At 56.6% G+C, this 23,306-nt stretch carries 9 protein-coding genes; 4 read left to right on the top strand and 5 right to left on the bottom strand.

The features are described 5' to 3' along the window. Positions 1-11: 11 nt before the first annotated feature. The 5 genes from K0H81_RS06330 to fusA all read right to left on the bottom strand — a co-directional run bounded on the left by K0H81_RS06330 (position 12) and on the right by fusA (position 6,150). On the bottom strand, positions 12-1,277 hold the full coding sequence (locus tag K0H81_RS06330) for an ABC transporter permease (RefSeq protein WP_220060280.1): 1,266 nt from the start codon (positions 1,275-1,277) through the stop codon (positions 12-14). After that, the gene (locus K0H81_RS06325; RefSeq protein ID WP_220060279.1) at positions 1,264-2,496 is read right to left on the bottom strand and encodes an ABC transporter permease; all 1,233 of its coding nucleotides are present in this window, start codon (positions 2,494-2,496) and stop codon (positions 1,264-1,266) included. The genes K0H81_RS06330 and K0H81_RS06325 overlap by 14 nt, the downstream gene beginning before the upstream one ends. A 54-nt stretch (positions 2,497-2,550) precedes the next feature. Further along, the gene (locus K0H81_RS06320) at positions 2,551-3,393 is read right to left on the bottom strand and encodes an outer membrane lipoprotein-sorting protein (RefSeq protein WP_220060278.1); all 843 of its coding nucleotides are present in this window, start codon (positions 3,391-3,393) and stop codon (positions 2,551-2,553) included. A gap of 136 nt (positions 3,394-3,529) precedes the next feature. Beyond that, positions 3,530-3,889, bottom strand: coding sequence for a cupin domain-containing protein (locus K0H81_RS06315; protein WP_220060277.1), 360 nt, complete (start codon positions 3,887-3,889; stop codon positions 3,530-3,532). Between the two features lie 212 nt (positions 3,890-4,101). Continuing rightward, complete coding sequence (gene fusA, locus K0H81_RS06310; protein ID WP_011866460.1) at positions 4,102-6,150, bottom strand: elongation factor G; 2,049 nt, start codon at positions 6,148-6,150, stop codon at positions 4,102-4,104. A 412-nt stretch (positions 6,151-6,562) separates the two neighbouring features. Here fusA and K0H81_RS06305 point away from each other — a divergent pair, with 412 nt between their 5' ends. The 4 genes from K0H81_RS06305 to K0H81_RS06290 are packed head-to-tail and all read left to right on the top strand — an operon-like array spanning position 6,563 to position 23,206. Further along, a complete protein-coding gene (locus K0H81_RS06305) occupies positions 6,563-7,417 on the top strand; it encodes a transcriptional regulator (RefSeq protein ID WP_220060276.1) in 855 nt (284 codons plus the stop codon). Beyond that, positions 7,417-15,291, top strand: a complete 7,875-nt coding sequence (locus K0H81_RS06300) for a type I polyketide synthase (RefSeq protein WP_220060275.1) — start codon at positions 7,417-7,419, stop codon at positions 15,289-15,291. Before K0H81_RS06305 ends, K0H81_RS06300 begins: the two co-directional genes overlap by 1 nt. Next, a complete protein-coding gene (locus K0H81_RS06295; RefSeq protein WP_220060274.1) occupies positions 15,288-17,423 on the top strand; it encodes a PfaB family protein in 2,136 nt (711 codons plus the stop codon). The genes K0H81_RS06300 and K0H81_RS06295 overlap by 4 nt, the downstream gene beginning before the upstream one ends. Next, positions 17,423-23,206: a hotdog fold thioesterase gene (locus tag K0H81_RS06290; protein WP_220060273.1), complete on the top strand. Its 5,784-nt coding sequence runs from the start codon at positions 17,423-17,425 to the stop codon at positions 23,204-23,206. Before K0H81_RS06295 ends, K0H81_RS06290 begins: the two co-directional genes overlap by 1 nt. The last annotated feature ends 100 nt before the right edge of the window (positions 23,207-23,306 follow it).

Here is a 23,306-nt window from a genome sequence, read left to right as displayed (position 1 = left end):
ACTCCTTTGGCCTAATGCTTCTGCGACATGGCGTCTACCGGACGCTGCTTAACGATCTGCCGCGCCGGATAGAGGGCCGCCAGCAGGCTCACAATTACCACCATCGCCAGGGTTGAGAGATACTGACCGAGGGTGACCTGGGGATAGAGGGTGGTCGATACGCCGAAGGCGCCGAGTCCATCGGCCATGTTACCAAGGGGGATGCCTGTATTTGCCAACAGCGCGATCACCAACATGCTCAGCAAGAGGCCAAGTAGCGCCCCCGTCAGCCCAAGCAGCAGAGACTCCAGCAGGATCAGCCCCATTATCTTGCGCTTCACCATGCCGATGGCCATCAGCACGCCAAACTCCCGCGTACGCTCAAACACCGCCATCAACATGATGTTGGCAATCCCCAATCCCAGCGCCGAGATGAAGATCAGCAAGATCACCGCATTGCTGGTATCCATCTGAGCAATAATGGTAGCCAGCATGGGCTGGATCTCTTGCCAGTCGCGCACCCTGTCCTGGGGCGCCAGCACGCTCGACAACCTCCTGGCAAGCGCCTTGGCGCGGCTATTATCCAGACTGTCGCTCTTCGTCAGACTAATGGCGATCTCATGCACACCATCCAGCCCCGCCAAGGCGGTCAGATCGGCGCGGCGCACATAGGCATTGGCCTCATCGAAGGTGCTGGAGGGGGAGCGATAGAGGCCCGCCACCCGAAACGCCGCGCCGCTAACCGCCTTATCGGCGTTGCTGAAGGTGAGCACCACCTTGGAGCCCAGCCTTAACTTGAGGCGGCTCGCCGTTTTCTCTGAGATCACTATGGGGTGGCGTCCACCGGCCTCGAGCCAGCCACCCTGGGTGATATTGTCGGCGATGGGCGTCACCCTAGCCTCGGCGGCGGGGTCGACGCCATTGATGCGAATACCGCGACTCGCCCGGGGCGAGGCCAGCATCCCCTGCACCACAAAGCGCGCCGAGACACCTTGCACCTCGGAGCTCTGACTAAGCTCAGCCAGCACGGACTCAGGCGCGCGTATCCGGCTATTGATATCCGGGTCGAGCAGATAATCCTTGTTATGCACCTGCAGGTGGCTGGTCTGCCAGGCGACAGCGTTATCTATCATGTTGGCGTACATGCCCGTCATGAAGCCTAACATCACCACCACACCCACCAGGCCAAACACCATGGCGCACACCATGATGCTGGTGCGTAGCCGGTTACGCCACAGATTGCGCCAGGCCAAAAGGGCCAACATGGGCGGATGCCAGCCAGAATTATCCTTGGTCATCATCGCCTCCTTTGAGGGCCGCCACCACCACCAGATGCTGGGTGCGCCACAGGGGATAGCAGAGGCAGAAGGCCATCAGGCTGAGGATAATGAACACCTGATTGCGCACCAGCGCCAGCGATACCTTCATGGGCATCACAGGCTCCCAGCCCATCTCGAGCATCATCTTGGCGGTCTCGCCAGTCAGAGAGATAGGGTGATAATAGAAGTAACCTATCACCACGCTGCTGACTCCAAGCCCCAGGGCCGTGCCCAAGGCGGCGATCAACAAGGATTCGATCATCACCAGGCGCAGCAAGGTCAGGCGCGCCATGCCAGTCGCCAACATGACGCCAAACTCCCGCCGGCGCTCCAGCGTCATCATCAAGATGGTGCCAAACAGGGCGAAGCCGACGATGAGATAGAGCAAGCAGATCATAAACAGGCCGCCGGCCCTATCCAGGGCGATCTGCTGCGCCATCTCAGGGGCCAGCGACTGCCAGTCCCGCACCTTGACCCTGTCACCATAAAGCGCGGAAAGTCTCTCGGTCAGAGGCGCCACCTCATCTAAGTTGTCGCTATGCAGCACCCAGGAGGTCACCTGTTCACCGGTTGAAAACAAGCCTTGGGCCGCGCTTAGGGGCATATAGACCAACTGATTGTCCAGCTGCGCCAGGGGGAAATGCAGTATGCCGGCGATAGGATAGACTCCGGCCGCCGTCTGGCCATGGTAGCCCTGACCATAAAGCACCAGCTCATCGCCGACACCTAGCTTTAGGTACTCCGCCAATCCTTGTCCCAGCAGCACCTCCTTGGCACCAGGGGTTAAGTAGCGACCGGCCACCAGCTTGTCATCTATGCCCGAATAGTCGCTCTCCAGCTGCGGGCGTACGCCATACACCAGCACGCCTTTGGAGCGCTCCTCGCTGGAGGCCAACAGGAAAGATTCGATCCTGGGCAGGGCGTAGCTGATGTGGGGCAAGGCCTTGGCCGGGGCGATAAAATCATCATCGCCGGGTAGCAGATCTTCGATGCTCTCAGTGGTGGCATACTCGGGAGATTGTAGCTGGCTCAGGCCGGTAGAGAAGCGGGCACTGTTGTCGATATTATGCTCGTAACTGCCCTCCTGCATGCTGCGCATAAAGAGGGAGAGAAACAGCGCCAGCGCCAGGGCAAAGGCGGTCAGCAGGGTGCGCCGCTTCTGCCGCCAGAGATTGCGCCACGCCAGCTTAATCAACATGCCTCACCTCTATTCTTGTATCTAATTCTTAGCGTCTTTAGATTTATCTCTGTGTTAGTCCCGCAGCGCCTTCATCTGCTGCTGAGAGAAGAAATCATCACCTATCTCGAAATCAAATGCCGCCTCATGGGTGATAAGCTCGGTGCGCTGCCCGGGTTTATCGGCCGGGATCATCACCATCTTGGTGGCCAAGATGCGCCCGCCCATCTCCTGGATGCCTGAAGTGGTCAGGGTGTTTACCAGCTCATCGAATTCGTCGAAAAATTCCACTTTACGCTGCAAATAATCGCGACTCGAGATCCACAGACGGATACGGCTCCAGACCACAGGAGCATCTGGTTTGGCAAAGGCATCGATGACGAAACAGTCATCCCCCTCGATCGACTCGTGCTGCACCAGCTGATGGCGATAATCGACCACTATGGAGGACTGATTGATAAGGTCGTCATTGGTGAAGTCTGAGCCCATCCAAGACTGACTCAACATTGAGGGGGCTATCTTGATGATGCGCTCGATGGCGGGCACCCAGTTCCACATCTCACGGTAGCGTTTGAGCGACACACTACCTTTATCTTTAGCCGGCGCCGTCACCAGTACCAGCGACAGCTCCTGCCCCTTGGTCCAGCTCTTCATGCTCATGGAGCGCGTCCAGTCCGGGCGCACGATGTTCATGGTCGCCACCACATAGCTGGACTTGCCGCGCATCTGCTCGTCGGCGCGGCGCACTATCTCGCGCGCCTCCAGGGCGTCACTACTATTTACAACCGCAGTCTCGGCAACCTTAGTCTCAGTAGCCAGAGTCGTCGCCGTAGCAGGATTGGCGGCTACCGAGACAGAGGCCAGGCACACCAGGGCTAGGCCTAGCATGCCCGCTAACCAAGGTCTCGCTCCATCCATGTCGACGCCTCCAATAATTGCTCAAATGCCGCGCTAAACACTAAAACTTTAGACTATAACTAGTTGTCTTAAAAGGAAACAAACGAAAGTGTGACCCGCTTTTTTCCCCTCACTCTTAACTTACTTAAACCTTTTCCTAAGCCTTTTCCCTGTCACCATGGCTTGGCGGTGTAGAGGTCACCAGAAATTCCAGCACCTGCTCGCCGCCGTTGCGCAGGCAGTGAGCCTGACCCGGCGCCACATGCATCCCTTGGTGAGCAGTGAGTCTATGCTCGATACCCTCCACCTCAAGCAGTGCCGTGCCCGACAGGATGAAGAAAAACTGCTCCGCCACCTTGTGGTGGTGACGCTGCTCGCCCCTGCCCACAGGTACCCGCTCCTGAATCACGCTCAGCGCAGGACGCTTCACCAGATGCCAGCCATCACAGGCTTTGCCTTCCATATCCTGTTCGCCCCAAAGATAGTGCTCACTGTTGTCGCGACTGACCACCTTCATCTATGCCCGCTCCTCATTTTCGCTGCTAGATTAACTTATGATGCGACCAAGCTAATCCTAAGACTCTGCGAGTGCAATAAGCGTCGGGGCATTTCAGCCCGCGCATAAAAAAGGAGAACTTAGTTCTCCTTTTCGCGACTCACTCTTCAAGGCACATTTTTCAATAACTCATGTTTCAAAAGCAGTAAATAACACTAATGCCTAATCGAGTTTTAGTGGGCCTTTGCCGCCGAGACCAATGCCTTCTGCACATGATCCGGCACCACATCATAGCGACTAAAGGTCATGGCAAACTGACCGTCGCCGCCGGTTAAGGATTTCAGCCGGGTCGAGTAATCGTCGACAGTCGCCAGCGGCGCCTCGACCTCCACTTCCACCTTACCATTACCCTGGGCCTGGGTGCCGCAGATGATGCCGCGATTGGCGCTGATATCCCCGGTAATGTCACCCACATGCTCCTGGGCCACCTGAACCTGCATCTCGACGATCGGCTCCAGGATCACTGGGTTGGCTTCCTGCACGGCATCGAGGAAGGCCTTCTTACCCGCCATCACGAAGGCGATCTCCTTCGAGTCGACGCTATGATGCTTACCGTCCAGCAAGGAGACGCGTACATCCTGCATAGGGAAGCCCGCCACGGCGCCGCCGTTCATCGCCTCTTTCACCCCTTTCTCGACGGCAGGAATGTATTGGCTCGGCACAGAGCCGCCCACCACCTTGCTGACAAACTCAAACCCTGCCCCTCTCGGCAGTGGCTCGACGGTGAGTTCCACTTCACCAAATTGGCCGGCACCACCAGACTGTTTCTTGTGACGGTAACGCGCCGTGGCGCTGCGGGTGATGGTTTCGCGATACGCCACCGCGGGCACATCGGTTTCCATATCCACGTTGAACAGGTCATGGGCCTTCTCCAGCGCGATCTGCAGATGCAAGTCTCCCTGACCTTGTAGAATCGTCTGCCCCTCCGCCTCGTTCTTGGCGATGTGCAGGCTAGGATCTTCCACCACCAGCTTATTAAGCACCTCGGCAATCTTCTGCTCGTCGCCGCGGCGCTTGGCCGACACCGCCAGACCGAAGATAGGTTGTGGCAGCACTAGCTCAGGCAGGTGGAACTCATCTTCGTCGTGACTATCGTGAAGCACGGCGCCCACGGTCAGCTCATCTACCTTAGAGATGGCGCAGATATCGCCTGGCACCGCAGAGGTCACGCTAACCTGCTTGTCCCCCTGAAGCTTAAACAGGTTACCTACCTTGATGGGTTTACGACCATCGCCGATAAACAGTTTCATCCCCAGAGAGATGGTGCCCTGATAGACCCTAAACACTCCCATGCGACCGAAGAAGGGGTCGATAGCCACCCGAAAAACATAGGCCAGGGCGTGATCTTCGCTGGACTGGGTCACATCCACCGGCAGGGCTGACTCACCCTGCCCCTTGATAAACTGGGGCGGATTGGCCTCTAACGGATTGGGGCTCAGCTTGATGATGAGCTCTAACAGCGCGCCTATGCCCACCTGCTGCTCGGCGCTGGTGAAACAGACGGGCACCAGATGGCCCATGCGCAGCGCGGTTTCCAGCGGTGCATGCAGCTGCTCGGGCGTAAGATTTTCCCCCTGCTCAAGATACAGCGCCATCAGCTCATCGTCTTCCTCGAGCACAGTATCCACCAGCTCATCGCGGGCGCTGGCCACATCGTGGAACAGGGCCTCGCCCTGCAGCTCGGGCTGCGGATGCAAATAACAGTCGATCACATCATCCAGGGCGGCGTTAGGCAGATTCACCGGCAGGCAGCGATGACCAAACTTGGTTTGGATCTCATCGAGTAGGCCCGCCAGATTGGCGCCATTGCCGTCGATATGGTTAATCGCAATCAGCACCACCTTACCCTGGGCCCTGGCAGCCTCGAAGGCGCGCTGGGTGATGGTCTCTATGCCAGTGGCGGCGTTGATCACCAAGAGCACAGACTCCACACCGCTAAGCGGCAACAAGGCACGGCCGAAGAAATCGGGCAGACCCGGGGTGTCGATGAAATTGATGTGATGATTGTCGAAATCGAGATTGAGGAAGGAAGGTTCTAGGCTATGTCTGTGGTCTTTTTCCTGGGCAGTGAAATCAGCATGATTTGTGCCCTTGTCCACCCTGCCTTTTTGGGCGATCGCCTCGCCCTGGAACAGCAATGCCTCGAGCAGAGTGGATTTGCCCGCCCCTGTGTGTCCGAGCACCGCCAGATTCCGGATCTGCTCCGTGGTAAACTCAGCCATATCGGCCTCCTTTGATCTGTTATATCAATAGGTAACAGCACCACGACCTCTTTCCCTGCCACTAAAATCGTGTTTGCTGCAAACAAAAACAATGTGTTGTGATCGGTCTATTAACAATCAGTATAGGCCTGTCAACCTGCCTTGCTTTTGATCGAGATCACGCTTTAACTCACAGGGTTAATTTAGCTAACGCCTGTCACAAACAGCGAACATATGTAAGCTAAAATGGCCGGTGCCGAAGACTTTTAAGTCCCAGGTGATTGTATTGGCCCTCAAGCTACTGTAGTCTGCTGCTCTATTAGCGATAGAACAAACGGCCAGAGGTGAAAATACCTAGGGGAATTCATCCTCGGTAGCAGCGGCCATTTTATGATTTGTCCCAGTAGATTATTGATGGAAACCGATAATATCTATGCGCGAAAAGCCTAACCACAAGACGCAGCACCGGGACACGCAAACCGCGGCGCGAAAACTCAGCGCCAGTGAATATAGGCACAAGAATGCCACCACCACGCCTGAGATGAGGCGCTTTATTCAGGACTCAGATCTGCCTGTGAGTCTGCTGGCAAAGGTGCTCAACATCAGCGAGGCGACGGTGCGTAAATGGCGCAGGCGTGACTCGATTAACGACACACCCAACACGCCCCACCATCTCAACACTACACTGACCCCTATGCAGGAGTATGTGGTCGTGGGGCTGCGCTACCAGCTTAAGATGCCGCTGGACAGACTGCTGAAGGTGACTCAGGAGTTTATCAACCCCAATGTGTCACGTTCAGGGCTCGCCCGCTGCCTCAAACGCTACGGCGTATCGCGCATCGGCAATATCGAGCCACCTCAGGTGCCCGATCACTATTTTAACCAGCTGCCTATCGCCCAGGGCAGCGACATAGTCACCTATACCTTAAACCCAGAGACACTGGCTCGCACCTTAGCCCTGCCCCAGGCAGATGGCGATAGCGTGCTGCAGGTGGCCTCGCTCACGCTACCGCCTCAGCTCACAGACGCACAACCAAATTCTGTATTGCTGGGCATAGATCCCCATAGTGACTGGATCTACTTAGATATCTATCAAGACGGTAATACCCAGGCCACCAAGCGCTACATTACCCATGTACTGCGCTTTGGCCCCTTTCATCTGCGTAAGTTATTGGTGCGCAACTACCACACATTTTTACAGCGCTTCCCCGGTGCCACCATGGCACAGCTAACACCCGGCGCTGACATTCAAACACCTGAGCTTCAGGTGGTTAACGGAGACTCATAATGAGCCAAACCGATACAACAAGCTCGACGCACAGCGAAGACAAGCGACTCAATAAGCGTCTCAAAGATATGCCCGTTGCCATTGTTGGCATGGCCAGCATCTTTGCCAACTCGCGCTATCTCAACAAATTTTGGGATATTATCTGCGACAAGATAGATGCCATTACCGAGGTGCCAGACACCCACTGGCAGGCAGAAGATTACTATGATGCCAATAAATCCACGCCCGATAAGAGCTACTGTAAACGCGGTGGTTTCATGCCTGAGGTTAACTTCAACCCTATGGAGTTTGGTCTGCCGCCCAACATTTTGGAGCTCACCGACACCTCGCAGCTGTTGTCTCTCATTGTGGCCAAAGAGGTGCTCGCCGACGCTAATCTGCCTGGCGACTATGACAGAAACAAGATAGGTATCACCTTAGGGGTGGGCGGTGGTCAAAAGATCAGCCACAGCCTCAACGCCAGATTGCAATATCCTGTGCTCAAGAAGGTGTTTAAACACAGCGGCATCAGCGACGCCGACAGCGAGATGCTGATAAAGAAGTTCCAGGATCAATATATCCACTGGGAAGAGAACTCTTTCCCCGGCTCGCTGGGTAATGTGATCGCCGGACGTATCGCTAACCGCTTCGACTTAGGCGGCATGAACTGCGTCGTCGACGCTGCCTGCGCCGGCTCTCTGGCCGCCATGCGTATGGCGCTCAGCGAACTCGTAGAAGGCCGCTCTGAGATGATGATCACCGGCGGCGTCTGCACAGATAACTCACCCTCTATGTACATGAGTTTCTCCAAGACCCCCGCCTTTACCACCAACGAAACCGTGCAACCATTTGATGTCGATTCAAAAGGAATGATGATAGGCGAAGGGATTGGCATGGTGGCGCTTAAGCGTCTGGAAGATGCCGAGCGTGACGGCGATCGCATCTATGCGGTGATCAAAGGCGTTGGCGCCTCATCGGACGGTAAGTTTAAATCTATCTATGCGCCGCGCCCAGAAGGCCAGGCCAAGGCACTGAAACGCGCCTATGATGATGCGGGATTTGCGCCGCACACCCTGGGCCTTGTGGAGGCTCACGGCACTGGTACCGCCGCCGGCGATGTGGCCGAATTTAACGGCCTGACCTCTGTGTTTAGCGAAGGCAGCGACAGCAAACAACATATTGCCCTGGGGTCAGTAAAATCTCAGATAGGTCACACTAAGTCCACCGCGGGTACCGCTGGCCTTATCAAGGCGGCGCTGGCGCTACACCACAAGGTGTTACCGCCCACTATCAATGTGAATCTGCCTAACCCTAAGCTAAATATTGAGCAGTCACCCTTCTATCTCAATACCGAGACCCGCCCTTGGCTGCCGCGTCCCGATGGCACGCCACGCCGCGCCGGGATCAGCTCTTTCGGTTTTGGTGGCACCAACTTCCACTTTGTGCTCGAAGAGTACCAGCGCGAACATAGCCGAGATCAGGGCAAGCTGACCCAATTCCGCCAGCGCGCCGTGCCTCAAAGCTTGCTGATCAGCGGCGCCGATAAGGCTGACCTGCTCAAAAACCTGCGCCAGCTGTTAACGACAAACGCAAGTGAGTCTCTGGAAATCCTGGCCAAGCAACACCCGCTGCGCGCCCTGACGGCCGATGCGCCGCGACTGGGTCTGGTTGCACGAAACAGAGATGAACTCAATAAACTATTGAGTCAGGCCGAGGCCAAATTACAAGGCGATGACCAGGCGCAATGGTCACTACCGGGAGGCGTATATTACCGCAGCGCCGCGCCAACAGAGGCTAAGGTTGCCGCCCTGTTTGCCGGTCAAGGGGCCCAATACCTTAATATGGGGCTTGAGCTTGCCTGCCACTTCCCTGAGATGCGCGAGCAATTTGTAATGGCAGACAAGGTGTTTGCCAGCCAGGATAAGACGCCGTTGTCGCAACTTGTGTACCCGGTGCCAGTCTTCACGACTGAGGAGCGCAAGGCACAAGAGGCACTACTGACCAATACCGCTAATGCCCAGAGCGCCATCGGCGCCATCTCCATGGGGCAATATGCTCTGCTGAGCGCCGCGGGCTTTGAAGCCGATATGGTCGCCGGTCATAGCTTTGGTGAACTTAGCGCCCTGTGCGCTGGCGGCGTGATCAGCCTGGAAGACTACTACCAGCTGACATTTGCCCGTGGCGATGCCATGGCCAGCCCAAGTGTCGAGAGTGCCGAGGGTGCCGATCGCGGTGCCATGTATGCCATCATCACCAAAACCGCCGAAGATCTGACTCGACTGGAATCAACCCTTACCGCCTTTGAGGGGGTTAAGGTAGCCAACTACAACGCACCGACTCAACTGGTCATCGCAGGTCCAACCCAGGCCACGGCGCAAGCTGCCAGCGCCCTGAGCGAACTCGGCTTTAAGGCGATTGCCCTGCCAGTTTCCGGCGCTTTCCACACCCCACTCGTGGGCCATGCACAGGCACCTTTTGCCAAGGCGATCGATAAGGTGAAGTTTACTAAGCCGCAGCGCCCTGTGTATGCCAATGCCAGCGGTGGTCGCTATGCCAATGTCGCCAAGACCATCAAGAGTGAGTTTAAGCAGCACATGCTGCAATCGGTGCGCTTTAGCGAGCAGTTAAAGGCGATGTATGACGATGGCGCGCGGATATTTGTCGAATTTGGCCCTAAGAATATTCTACAAAAATTGGTCGAGGGTACCTTGAGCGAGCAGCTTGACTCCATAAGTACCATCAGCATAAACCCTAACCCTAAGGGCGACAGCGACCTGCAACTTCGCCAGGCGGCGATTCAGCTGGCCGTCAACGGCATAGCGCTCGAGCAACTGGATCCCTATTGCGCCGAGCCGGCGCCGATTGAGCCAGCATCGCCAATGAACATCACCCTCAACGCGACCAACTATATTAGTCCGGCGACCAAAGCCAAGATGGAAAAGTCCCTCAATGCAGGCACCATCTCTTCCAATACCCTGATTGAAGAGAAGATCGTGGAAGTGGAAAAACTGGTCGAAGTGGAAAAAATTGTAGAAGTAGAGAAGATAGTGGAAAAATCAGTCCCAGCACAGCAGGTCTCTCCAGCCCATACAGCCGTCGAGAGCCACACCCAAGCAAGCAGTCAGCTACAAGCTGGCAATGGCGATGCCCTGAGCCAATTCTTCGCGGCGCAGCAACAAACGGCCCAACTGCATCAGCAGTTCCTCGCCATTCCTCAGCAATATGGTGACACCTTCACTCAGCTGATGACGGCGCAAGCTCAAATGGCAGCCGCTGGTGTGGCGATCCCTGAGAGTCTGCAACGTTCAATGGAGCAGTTCCACCAGCACCAGGCCCAGACACTACAGAGCCATACCCAGTTCCTTGAGCTGCAGGCCCAAAGCCATCAAAGCGCCTTAAGCCTGCTCAGCCAAGGAGCTGTGGCTGAGCAGGCGAGCACGCCTAGCCAGGTTGCATTCACGCCAGCATCGACTCCGGCGCCAAACCCAGTAAAAGCCACTGTGCCCGCGGCCGCGCCAGCAGTTACGCCAGCACCTCAGGTACAAGCGACGGTTAATCCGCCAGTGGCTACACCTGCAAAGGTGCAGCAAACTGTGCAGCCTATCGCCCCTCAGCCAATGGCACCTGCGCAATCACCTGCCATTGAGCCAGTGAGCATGGCGCCAAGTGTTAACCTGGGCAGTGAACAGGTGCAGCAGACCATGCTAAACGTTGTAGCCGATAAGACAGGTTACCCAACCGAGATGTTGGCCCTTGAGATGGATATGGAAGCCGACCTTGGCATCGATTCTATCAAGCGGGTGGAGATCTTAGGCACAGTACAAGATGAGCTGCCAAACCTACCCGAACTCAGCCCAGAAGATCTGGCCGAGTGCCGCACCCTAGGTGAAATCGTCGACTATATGAACAGTAAACTGTCCGTCGCAGGCGCTCACATTTCAGAAACCGCCGCGGGCGCAATTCAACAAGCCGGTACAGGCTTGTCATCGACGCAAGTCCAAGAAACCATGCTGAACGTGGTGGCCGATAAGACAGGTTACCCAACCGAGATGCTCGCCCTTGAGATGGACATGGAAGCCGACCTTGGCATCGATTCTATCAAGCGCGTCGAGATCTTAGGCACAGTGCAGGATGAGCTGCCAGGACTGCCTGAACTCAGCCCAGAAGATCTGGCCGAGTGCCGCACCCTGGGTGAGATCGTCGCCTACATGAACAGCAAGCTCCCCGCCGCTGGCACTCACATTTCAGAAACCGCCGCTGGCGCAATTCAACAAGCCGCCACAGGCTTGTCATCGACACAAGTCCAAGAAACCATGCTGAGCGTGGTGGCCGATAAGACAGGTTACCCAACGGAGATGCTGGCCCTCGAGATGGATATGGAAGCCGACCTAGGCATCGACTCTATCAAGCGGGTGGAGATCTTAGGCACGGTTCAAGACGAACTGCCAGGACTGCCTGACCTTAGCCCGGAAGATCTGGCCGAGTGCCGCACCCTGGGTGAAATTGTTAGCTATATGAACAGCAAGCTGCCCGCCGCAGATGCTCATAGTCAACAAGCCGCAGGCGCTCATGTTCAGCAAGCCGCAGGCGCTATGACCAGCCAACAACCGACAGCACAAACTCAAGCGGGCTTGTCATCAACACAGGTGCAGCAGACCATGCTGAGCGTGGTGGCCGATAAGACAGGTTACCCAACCGAGATGCTTGCCCTCGAGATGGATATGGAAGCTGACCTTGGCATCGATTCTATCAAGCGGGTGGAGATCTTAGGCACGGTTCAAGACGAACTGCCAGGACTGCCTGACCTCAGCCCAGAAGATCTGGCCGAGTGCCGCACCCTGGGAGAGATCGTTGCATATATGAATAGCAAGCTGCCCGCCGCAGGCGCTATGAATAGCCAACAGCCAGCCGCAGGCGCAACAGTCAGCCCAGAGGTTCAAAGCTCTGATGCGACTGATAGCCTGTCATCAACACAGGTGCAGCAGACCATGCTGAGCGTGGTAGCCGATAAAACGGGCTACCCAACTGAAATGCTGGCCCTTGAGATGGATATGGAAGCCGACCTTGGTATCGACTCAATTAAACGGGTCGAGATCTTAGGCACAGTGCAGGATGAGCTACCGGGACTCCCGGATCTCAACCCAGAAGATCTGGCCGAGTGCCGCACCCTGGGTGAAATCGTCGCTTACATGAATAGCAAGCTGCCGGCCGCAGGCGCTCCTGTTCAACAAGCCGCCGCAGGCTCTCATGGTCAACAAGCTGCCGCGGGCGCTATGGCAGAAACGACGGGCAAGCAAGATGAGAGCGCTACGGTTCCCCAGGTGCAAGCCATCTCCGCCCAACCTTTAGTCGAGTTACCGCCTCACAGCGAGGTGGCGCTAAAAAAGCTTGAAGCGGCGAAGCCAGATGCCGAGGGTTTCGCCGCCAATGCTACCCTGGTGATCCAAGATGATGGTCACAATGCCGGGGTACTGGCCGAGAAACTCAGCAACAAAGGACTCAATGTCGTGGTGGTGCGACTTCCTCAGGGGATGCCACAGTCACCGCTGAGCAGCGCCGTGTCTAGCGTGCAGCCAAAAGGGTTAAGCGAAGCCGACATTCAAGAGAGCATGGCTGAGATCCTGGCCGAGCATGGCGCTATCACAGGTTTTGTTCACCTGCAGCCCATGGCTGACTGTGAGGCCACGCCAGCGCTTTCGCTAACCGAGACAGGCTTTAACCATCTCAGCTCAGCCTTTTTATGGGCTAAGCACCTGCATGGTCAACTGAGTCAACAAACTGGACGCCGCTGTTTCTTCAGCGTCAGCCGTATCGATGGCGGTTTCGGCTACCTATCACCTGAACTGCTGGCCAAGAGTGAGCTCAATCAGGCAGCACTGTCTGGCCTGACTAAGACACTAAGCCACGAGTGGCCTGAGGTGTTCTGCCGCGCGCTGGATCTCGCCCCAACGATGAGCGCCGCTCAGCTGGGCGATACCCTACTCGCGGAGCTCATGGACAGCGACAGCGATCTTAACGAGGTCGGTATCAGTGTCGATGCCGGCGGCAAACTGTGCCGTAATCGGCTACAGCCGGGTGAAGCGGCGATAAAAACCGCAGAATCCCAGCTAGATAGCTCAGATAAAATACTGGTGACCGGGGGTGCAAAAGGGGTGACCTTCAAATGTGCCTTAGCGCTGGCCAAGCGCTGCCAGTCGCACTTTATCCTAGCAGGTCGCAGCCAACATCTCTCGGCGACAGAAAGACCAAGCTGGGCACAAGGTAAGTCTGTCGATCAACTCAAGCAGGCTGCTATCGCCCATATTATGGCTAGCGGTGACAAGCCAACGCCTAAGCAGATAGATGCCTTAATCTGGCCGATCAAGAGCAGCCTTGAGATTGACGCCGCCCTGAAAGCCTTCGAGGCGGTAGGTGCATCGGCCGAATATCTCGCCATGGATGTGACCAACAGCGAGTCTATCACCCATGCGCTGGGGATCATCACCCAGATAAGCCCTATCACTGGCCTTATCCACGGCGCAGGTGTATTGGCCGATAAGCATATTCAAGACAAGCAGCTCGACGAGCTAGCGCGTGTTTATGGCACTAAGGTCAGAGGCTTGCAAGCCCTGCTATCTGTACTTGATATGACCCAGCTTAAACTGGTTGCCCTCTTCTCTTCGGCGGCAGGTTTCTATGGCAACACAGGCCAGAGTGACTACGCCATGGCGAACGAGATCCTCAACAAGGCGGCACTGCAACTGACTCAGCTAAACGAGCAGACCAAGGTGATGAGCTTTAACTGGGGCCCTTGGGATGGCGGCATGGTCAATCCTGCGCTGAAGAAGATGTTTGTCGATCGCGGCGTCTATGTGATCCCACTGCAGGCGGGTGCCGAGCTGTTTGCCACCAAGTTGCTAAGCCCAAGTGGCGCGCAGCTGCTGGTAGGCAGTGATATGCAAGGCAACACAGCTAAAGCCGATGAGGCAAGCTCAGTAAAAAAGCCTGATGCGGATGAGGTGCACGTCGCACAGCATCCGCTGCCGCCTGTCACCTTGACGCGCCAGTTAACGCCCGCGGCCATGGCCTTTGTCTCAGACCATGTGATCGGCGGTAACCCGGTATTACCGACGGTTTGTGCTATCCAATGGATGCGTGAAGCCGCTCGGGCGCACATTGGCGCTCCGGTAAAGGTGCGCAGCTATAAGCTGCTCAAAGGCATTATTTTCGACACCGAAGCGCCGCAAACCTTAGTGCTTACGCTAACCCCTGAATATACAGGCGATAGCCTCACGGCCATTCAGGCCTCAATCAGCAGCGAGGGACGGCCGCAGTACCAGGCGAGCCTTGGTTTGATGGATAGCGAGGACAGCTCGGTGCCAATCAAGGCCTTCGAGGGGCAGTACAATGGCGAGGCGGTCACCGATGCCAGCACGCTCTACAGTGACGGCACCCTGTTTCATGGGCCAAGACTGCAGGGATTGGATAAGGTATTGAGGTTCGATGAGCAGGGGCTTATTGCCTCTGTTAGCCTGCCCCAGGTGCGCGAAGCCGACTGCGGCGAGTTTGTACCTAGCCTAAGCAGCGCAGGCTGTCAGCCTTTTGCCGAAGATCTCTTGCTCCAAGCCATGTTGGTCTGGGCAAGGCTCAGCTATGGGGCGGCCAGTCTGCCATCGGCCATCGACGAGTTCATCAGTGTGCAGCCGATGCACGGCGGCGAAACCGGCTATATCGAGCTGAACGTGGTCAAGAGCAATCGCAGAAGCCTGACGGCCGATGTGGCGCTTTACCACCAAGATGGCCGCCTGAGCGCCCTGATGAAAGGAGCCAGGAACACCATCAGCTCAACCCTCAATGCCGCCTTCGTGCCACACGGCGCGCGCGGTGAAACGGCCAACGAGGAGGCGACGCAGTGACCCAGGAGTTTGGCCAAAAGGTAAGCAATGCTAACGCGAACAGCGAAGGCGCTACTTCACTGCGGGTCGCCCTCTTGCTGTTGCCAAAAGATGCCGCCTTGCCCGACACCTTAGCCAATCAGCCCGTTCGAGAGCTGCAAGTTGATCAAACTGAGACAGACCTTACTGAGAATAAGCTGACTCAGACGCTAGAGCAGGCAGTGAGCTGGGTCACCACAGGCGATCTGGTTTGCCTGCAAGGCGCCCAGCAAACATTGCTAATGATGCCAGCGCTCAAGGCGGCGCAGCACAAGCTGCACCCTCATGCCCATCTGGCGGCGCTGCAATATGGTCAAAACCAGAGCAGTGCACTGCAAGGCGCGCTGGCACAGGCCAAACGCCAACCGGATAGTGTTCAGTGCAGAGTGCATATCAATGACATGAACAAGGGCTTCGACGCCTTGTGTCGCCTGATCGCTGATATTGCACAGCGAACCATTAGGCGTTCAGAGAGTCGGCGTCACTATTGGTTTACCGAGCCCTATCAAGGGCGAGTAGCGACGCTTACCCTGGAGAATACCCAGCCTCAGCAAAGGATAGCGCAAACTCATCTGGCCATGGTGCTGACACAAGGCACAGGTCGACTCAAGGCGCGTTCGCTACTGTCGGCCAGCCAGCTGTTCTTTCTGCTACCCGGTAGCAGTGAAGCCGCGCTCAACCAAGGGCTCTGGGCCCTGGCGGCGGCCTTGGATAAGCTCGCCTTATCTCAGACCGAGCCCTTAGCGCGGGAGATGGCGATCATTGAGCTGATGCAGCAAAATCTCGATGCCTTTGTCACCAGCGGCCCGACACGTTTTGTGATCTGTCTACAGGCCATAAGTATCGAGGCGCTTGGGCAGGAGATCACCGCCATGAGCCAGGCGCTGGCCAAGGTCTGTAAGGAGAAAGGGGAATACCGCACGCCATCGGGTAGCTATTTCAGCGCCGCGCCGCTGGGTCAGGCCAAGCTGGCCTTCGTTTATCCCGGCGTTGGCACCATCTACCCAGATATGCTGCATGAACTGCACAGCTACTTTCCGGCCCTGTTTAGCCGCTTGCAGCAGCAAGGAGATCTCAAGGCGATGCTGCAGGCCGATATGATCTACCAAGAAGAGAAGGCCGACTCTCAGCAGATGCCTCTAAGCAAGATGGCCATTGCCGGTGTGGGCGCCAGCTACCTGCTGACCAAGCTCCTGGTGGATGAATTTGCAGTGCAGCCGCACTTTGCCCTGGGTTACTCCATGGGTGAAGCCGCCATGTGGGCCAGCCTGGATGTGTGGCAAGATCCCCATAGCTTGATCGATAAGACCCTGAGCGATCCGCTGTTTACCGAGGAGATCTCAGGTCCGCTCAAGGCGGTTCGTCGTCACTGGCAACTGTCAGAGAACGACCCTCTCGAATGGAACAGTTTTCTGGTGCGATGCCAAGGCGATGATATTCAGCCTTTGCTGGAGCGTTACCCCAGAGCCTATCTTGCCATCACCCAGGGGGATACCTGCGTGATCGCTGGCTGTCAGGCCAGTTGCCAGGCCCTGTTACAGGAACTGGGTAAGCGTGGCATAGCCGCTAATCGCGTGACTGCCATGCACACGCCACCAGCCTTAAGCCTGCAGTCGCAGGTGCAGGCCTTCTATCATCAGGCGATCATGGCCGAGGCCGCCGAGCATCCGGTCAAATTTATCAGCGCCGCCAGCCTCATCGATGGCCAAGATGGCGCCGTCAACGAGACTCAGGTCCTGAGCGCCGAAGCTATCGCTACCTCGATAGCCAAGACCTTCTGTCATCGCCTCGATTTTGAGTCGCTCATCCAGAGCGCAACCCATCAGGGCGCTGCGCTATTTGTCGAGGTCGGTGCCGACAGACAAAACTGCACCCTGATAGATAAAATTCTAAAAGCCAGCGAGACACCCCACGTCAGCGTGCCGGTCAATGCCCGCGGCGCAAACGAGGCGATCACCCTGCTCAAAGCCTTGGGCACACTGATCAGCCACAGAGTTCCCGTCAGCCTCACTGTGCTGCAACTTGGACTCAAGCGTGAACTGGCTAAGCTGCAACAGTGCAGCGCTCAAGATGAGCCACCGCTCGCCAATCCCCTATTTCAAGAGGAAGTCTAATGCCTTCAAATGAAGCGCCTTCTGCCAAACAAGTGCCCCAAAAGACCCGAGGTCATGGCAAGATTGCCATCGTGGGTCTGGCAAACCTCTACCCGGACGCAAAGACCCCTAAGCAGTTTTGGCAAAACCTGCTCGACAAACGCGACTCTCGCACCCAACTCAGCGATGACAAGCTCGGCGCCCACTTAGCCGACTATCGTGGCGAGCAGGGCGAGGCCGATCGCTTCTACTGCGACAAGGGCGGGTATATTGAAGATTTTCACTTTAATCCCTATGGCTATAAACTGCCGCCCGAACAACTTAAGGGGATGGACGATAGCCTGCTGTGGGCGCTGGACACCAGTCGCAATGCCCTGCTCGATGCGGGCATTGCCCTGGATTCTCCTCAGCTATCGCGCTGCGGCATCATCATGGGCACCCTCTCTTTCCCTACGGCAAAATCGAATGAGTTGTTTCTGCCCCTCTACCATAAGGCGGTAGAAAAAGCCCTTAAGCAGAAGCTGGCCTGCCCAGACTTCAGCCTGAGCGACTATAACGCCCATCGACCCGCAGCCAACACCTTAGACGTTGCCAATGGTGCCATCGCCCACAACGCCTCTAAGCTAGTGGCCGATGCCCTTGGCCTTGGGCGCGTTCAACTTAGCCTGGATGCCGCCTGCGCCAGCTCTGTCTATTCGCTGAAACTGGCCTGTGACTATCTCAACACAGGCAAGGCCGATCTCATGTTGGCAGGCGCCGTCTCCGGCGCAGATCCCTTCTTCATCAACATGGGCTTCTCCATCTTCCACGCCTACCCAGAGCATGGCTTCTCGGCCCCCTTCGATCGCAATACCAAGGGGCTGTTTGCCGGAGAAGGCGCCGGGGTACTGGCACTCAAACGCCTCGAAGACGCCGTGCGTGATAATGATAAGATCTACGCCATCGTCAGCGGCATCGGCCTGTCTAACGACGGCAAGGGCCAGTTTGTACTCAGCCCCAACAGTAAGGGGCAGATCAAGGCCTTCGAGCGTGCCTATCGCCACAGTGGCGTCGATCCTAAACATATCGAAGTGATCGAATGCCACGCCACGGGCACTCCGCTGGGAGACAAGGTAGAACTGGCCTCCATGGAGCAATTTTTTGCCCCTAGGCTCCAAGGTGCAAGCGCGCCCATGATAGGCTCTGCCAAGTCTAACCTTGGCCACCTGCTGACCGCCGCGGGCATGCCAGGGATCATGAAGATGATCTTTGCCATGAATCAGGGCCAGCTGCCCCCAAGCATCAACCTCAGTGAGGCCATCGAATCGCCAAACGGCCTATTTGGCGCTCATACCCTACCCAGTCAAGTGACGCCTTGGCCGGTCAAGGTCGATAATCAAACGCGCCTGGCCGGGGTGTCGGTATTTGGCTTCGGCGGCTGTAATGCCCATCTGTTGTTAGAATCCTATACACCCACAGAGTGCGAGCCTTCAACCACAGCGACATCGCCGCAGTTAACTGCGCCTTGTCACAATGGCTCGACACCGCAATTTGTGATCAGTGGTATTGCGGCGCATCTTGGCCCACTTGGCAGCATTAACGCACTCGACACCTGTATTCGCCAAGAACAAGAGGCCTTTGTGCCCCTGCCACCAGCGCGCTGGAAAGGGTTAGATCAGCACCCAGAACTGCTAGCGCAATTTGGCCTGAACTCGGCCCCCCAAGGCGCCTATGTAGATAGCTTCGAGCTGGATTTTCTGCGCTTTAAACTCCCCCCCAATGAAGACGATCGCCTTATCGGCCAACAGCTGATGCTGATGAAAGTCGCCGACGAAGCCATACGCGACGCAGCGTTACAGCCAGGGCAAAAAGTGGCCGTCTTGGTCGCTATGGAGACAGAGCTGGAACTGCACCAGTTCCGCGGCCGGGTAAACCTGCACACTCAGCTCAAACAGAGTCTGGATGCCATGGGCGCCAGCCTGATCGACAGCCAGTATCGCGAGCTTGAGGCCCTGGCTATGGACAGCGTGCTCGACGCCGCCAAGCTAAACCAATACACCAGCTTTATCGGCAACATCATGGCCTCGCGTATCGCCTCCCTGTGGGACTTCAGCGGTCCGGCCTTCACCATCTCCGCTGGCGAGCAATCAGTAGGCCGCGCCCTGGATGTGGCGGAAAATATCATGGTGCAGGAGCAGCTTGATGCCGTGGTGATCGCCGCGGTCGATCTCTGTGGCAGCCTGGAGCAGGTGATGCTGAAAAATGCTATCGCCCCCGTGGCCAGTCAAAGCCATCCAAACGGCTGGCGACTGGCGGAAGGCGCCGGCGCCCTGGTGCTGGAAACCTCATCCCACCAAAGCCAGCGTGGCGCTAGCGCCTATGGCAAGATAGAGAGCCTCAATTTTGGGCCTCAGCATCAATTAGCGCGCCTGTGCGATGAGCTATTGACCCTCAATGGCACAGATGCCGATCAGATCTCACTGGTCGAGATGAATGTGGCGCCTTGCAGCCTGCATCAGCCCCAACAGCTGATAGCAGAGCTGCCTACGGCGCAGGCTCGTCTGGTGCAGAGCGACCAACAACTGGGCCACAGCTTTGCCGCCGCCGGCATGACCAGCCTTATCGCCACACTGCTGCGCATGACACAAGAAAACGCGGACAATGCCCTGGTCGCCAACTTCAGCGAAGATCAGAGCGCCTTGGTGCACCTTACTCAAACTCATGCCCAACGCAGCGCGCTGACCCAAAGGCTAGACCAGGATCTCACCACCCATGAGGGGCGTAGCCTGATCAAGCGGGTCACCCTGGGTGGACGCGGCATCATAGACCACATACTGACCCAGCCGCTGACGCAACTGTCAGCGCTGCAAGACAAGTTGGCCGCGGCCAATGGACAAGTTCAGACTAAACCGAAAAAAGTGGCCAAGCTTATAAGCTATTTAGGCCAAGTTAATTCGAACACGACTCAAGAATCACAGTTTGCCACGCCGTCGATGACAGACGATGCAACAGGTAACTTACCCACTATGACCCAGCATTCAGCTCAGCCACCAGGCTCACCGATCAGCAACCCTGATCTCAGCGCCTTTCATGACAATCAACAAAAGGCCCGTCAGGCCCATCTCGCTTTCCTCAAGAGCCGTGAATCAGGCCTGAAAGTGGCCGACCTGCTGCTTAAGCAGCAACTGGCCCAAGCCATAGGTAGCCCATCGGCGTCAGCTGCGGCCTCAAGCGTCACCCAAATGCCACTCAGGCCAAGGCATGATCTGGTCGCGCCCTACCGCGCGCCAGTTCCAGCCCATAAGCCCTGCATCTGGGACTATCATGATCTGGTGGAATACGCCGAGGGGGATATTGCCAAAGTATTCGGCCCAGAGTATGACGTCATCGACAGTTATTCACGCCGTGTGCGCCTGCCGACCACTGACTATCTGCTGGTATCCAGGGTCACCAAGCTGGACGCCAAACTGGGCGAATATAAGCCCAGCACCATGACCACGGAATACGACATTCCCGTCGACGCCCCCTACCTGGTGGACGGTCAGATCCCCTGGGCGGTCGCAGTGGAATCGGGCCAGTGCGACCTCATGCTAATTAGCTACCTGGGCATAGACTTTGAGAACAAGGGCGAGCGAGTCTATCGCCTGCTTGACTGTACCCTCACCTTCTTAGGGGATCTCCCCCGCGGTGGCGATACCCTAAGGTATGAGATTAAGATCAACAACTTCGCCCGCAATGGCGATACCCTGCTGTTCTTCTTCTCCTACGAATGTTTCGTCGGCGATACCATGATCCTCAAGATGGATGGCGGCTGCGCCGGTTTCTTCACCGACGCCGAACTGGCCGACGGTAAAGGGGTGATCCGCACCGAAGAGGAGCTGCTGGCTCGCAGCCGCGCCACCAAGCAGACCTTTAATCCACTCCTGGACTGTCCGCGCACCCAATTCAGCTATGGCGACATCCACAAGCTGTTGTCGGCCGATATTCAAGGCTGTTTCGGTCCATCCCACGCAGGCCCGGCACAACCCTCACTCTGCTTCGCCTCGGAGAAGTTCTTGATGATCGAAGAGGTCAGCAAGGTAGAGAGAAACGGCGGCGCCTGGGGCCTTGGCCTGGTAGAAGGCCATAAGCAGCTAGAGCCAAACCACTGGTATTTCCCTTGCCACTTCAAGGACGATCAGGTGATGGCCGGCTCCCTCATGGCCGAGGGTTGTGGCCAGTTGCTACAGTTCTACATGCTGCACCTTGGCATGCACACCCAGACCCAAAATGGTCGTTTCCAGCCTCTGGAGAATGCCTCGCAGAAGGTGCGTTGTCGCGGCCAGGTGATCCCGCAATCGGCCCGCCTCACCTACCGCATGGAGGTGACCGAGATAGGCTTCAGCCCGCGCCCTTACGCCAAGGCGAATATCGATATTTTGCTAAATGGCAAGGTGGTGGTCGACTTCCAAAACCTAGGGGTCATGATCAAAGAGGAATCTGAGTGCACCCGCTATCCAGATCTCGATACTAAATCTACCAACGAAAAGCCAACCGAGGCGGCACAAGCCAAAAAGGTTCAAGGTGCATCAGCCAACGCACCGCTAATGGCTCAGATCCCCGAGCTCAGCGCTGCGCCTAACAAGGGGGTGATCCCGCTGACGCACGTGGAGGCGCCAGTCACGCCAGATTACCCTAACCGGGTACCCGACACTGTGCCTTTTACGCCCTATCATCTGTTCGAATTCGCCACCGGCGATATCGAGAAGTGCTTCGGCCCAGAGTTTGCCATCTACCGCGGCATGATCCCGCCGCGCACTCCTTGTGGTGATCTGCAGCTCACCACCCGGGTGATAGAGGTTAACGGCCAGCGCGGCGACTTCAAGCACCCTGCCAGCTGTATTGCCGAATATGAGGTCCCCAAGAATGCCTGGTATTTCGATGCCAACAGCCATCAGGCGCTGATGCCCTACTCTGTGATGATGGAGATCGCCCTGCAGCCAAACGGCTTTATCTCGGGCTACATGGGCACCACACTCGGTTTCCCTGGTCTCGAGCTCTTCTTCCGCAACTTAGACGGTAGTGGCGAACTGCTGCGTCAGGTGGATCTTCGCGGCAAGACGATCGTCAACGACTCGCGCCTGCTCTCAACCGTGATGGCGGGCACCAACATCATTCAGAGCTTTAGCTTCGAGCTGAGCACAGATGGTGAACCCTTCTATCGTGGCACAGCTGTATTCGGTTATTTCAAGGCCGAGGCGCTTAAAGATCAGCTGGGATTAGACAATGGTAAGGTCACTCAGCCTTGGCATCAGGCCAAGGGGATAACACCAGATATCAAGGTCAACCTGCTGGACAAACAGAATCGTCACTTCAACGCACCGGCGGGCCAGCCCCACTACCGCCTGGCGGGCGGTCAGCTGAACTTTATCGACAGCGTCGAGATCGTCGATAACGGTGGCACCCACGGCCTGGGCTACCTCTACGCCGAGCGCACCATAGATCCGAGCGACTGGTTCTTTCAGTTCCACTTCCATCAGGATCCTGTGATGCCGGGCTCATTAGGCGTTGAAGCCATCATAGAAACCATGCAGACTTATGCCATCAGCAAAGACTTGGGCGCCGGGTTCACCAATCCGAAATTTGGCCAGATCCTCTCCAACATCAAGTGGAAGTATCGCGGTCAGATCAACCCACTGAACAAACAGATGTCGATGGATGTGAGCATCACCTCGGTCAAAGAGGACGCAGGCAAACTGGTGATCACCGGCAATGCCAGCCTGAGTAAGGATGGCCTGCGGATCTACGAGGTGAGCGATATCGCCATCTGCATCGAAGAAGCCTAAGCACAAACAAAGATGTAGACAGCACGATAAAAACACATAGATTGAGCAACATAAGAAAATCGGTCGATGCGGGCCATGCCTAACAAAACAGGCATGTTCC

Origin of the sequence: Shewanella halotolerans (genome assembly GCF_019457535.1) — a bacterium.
In the GTDB taxonomy this organism is placed as follows: Bacteria; Pseudomonadota; Gammaproteobacteria; order Enterobacterales; family Shewanellaceae; genus Shewanella; species Shewanella halotolerans.
Note: the sequence above shows the minus strand (reverse complement) of the source record. Positions and strands in the feature narration are given on the sequence as shown.

Coding starts and splice junctions, on each gene's coding strand:
- fusA (WP_011866460.1), bottom strand. CDS start 6,150: ATGGCTGAGTTTACCACGGAGCAGATCCGGAATCTGGCGGTGCTCGGA.
- K0H81_RS06325 (WP_220060279.1), bottom strand. CDS start 2,496: ATGTTGATTAAGCTGGCGTGGCGCAATCTCTGGCGGCAGAAGCGGCGC.
- K0H81_RS06290 (WP_220060273.1), top strand. CDS start 17,423: ATGCCTTCAAATGAAGCGCCTTCTGCCAAACAAGTGCCCCAAAAGACC.
- K0H81_RS06320 (WP_220060278.1), bottom strand. CDS start 3,393: ATGGATGGAGCGAGACCTTGGTTAGCGGGCATGCTAGGCCTAGCCCTG.
- K0H81_RS06300 (WP_220060275.1), top strand. CDS start 7,417: ATGAGCCAAACCGATACAACAAGCTCGACGCACAGCGAAGACAAGCGA.
- K0H81_RS06305 (WP_220060276.1), top strand. CDS start 6,563: ATGCGCGAAAAGCCTAACCACAAGACGCAGCACCGGGACACGCAAACC.
- K0H81_RS06315 (WP_220060277.1), bottom strand. CDS start 3,889: ATGAAGGTGGTCAGTCGCGACAACAGTGAGCACTATCTTTGGGGCGAA.
- K0H81_RS06330 (WP_220060280.1), bottom strand. CDS start 1,277: ATGACCAAGGATAATTCTGGCTGGCATCCGCCCATGTTGGCCCTTTTG.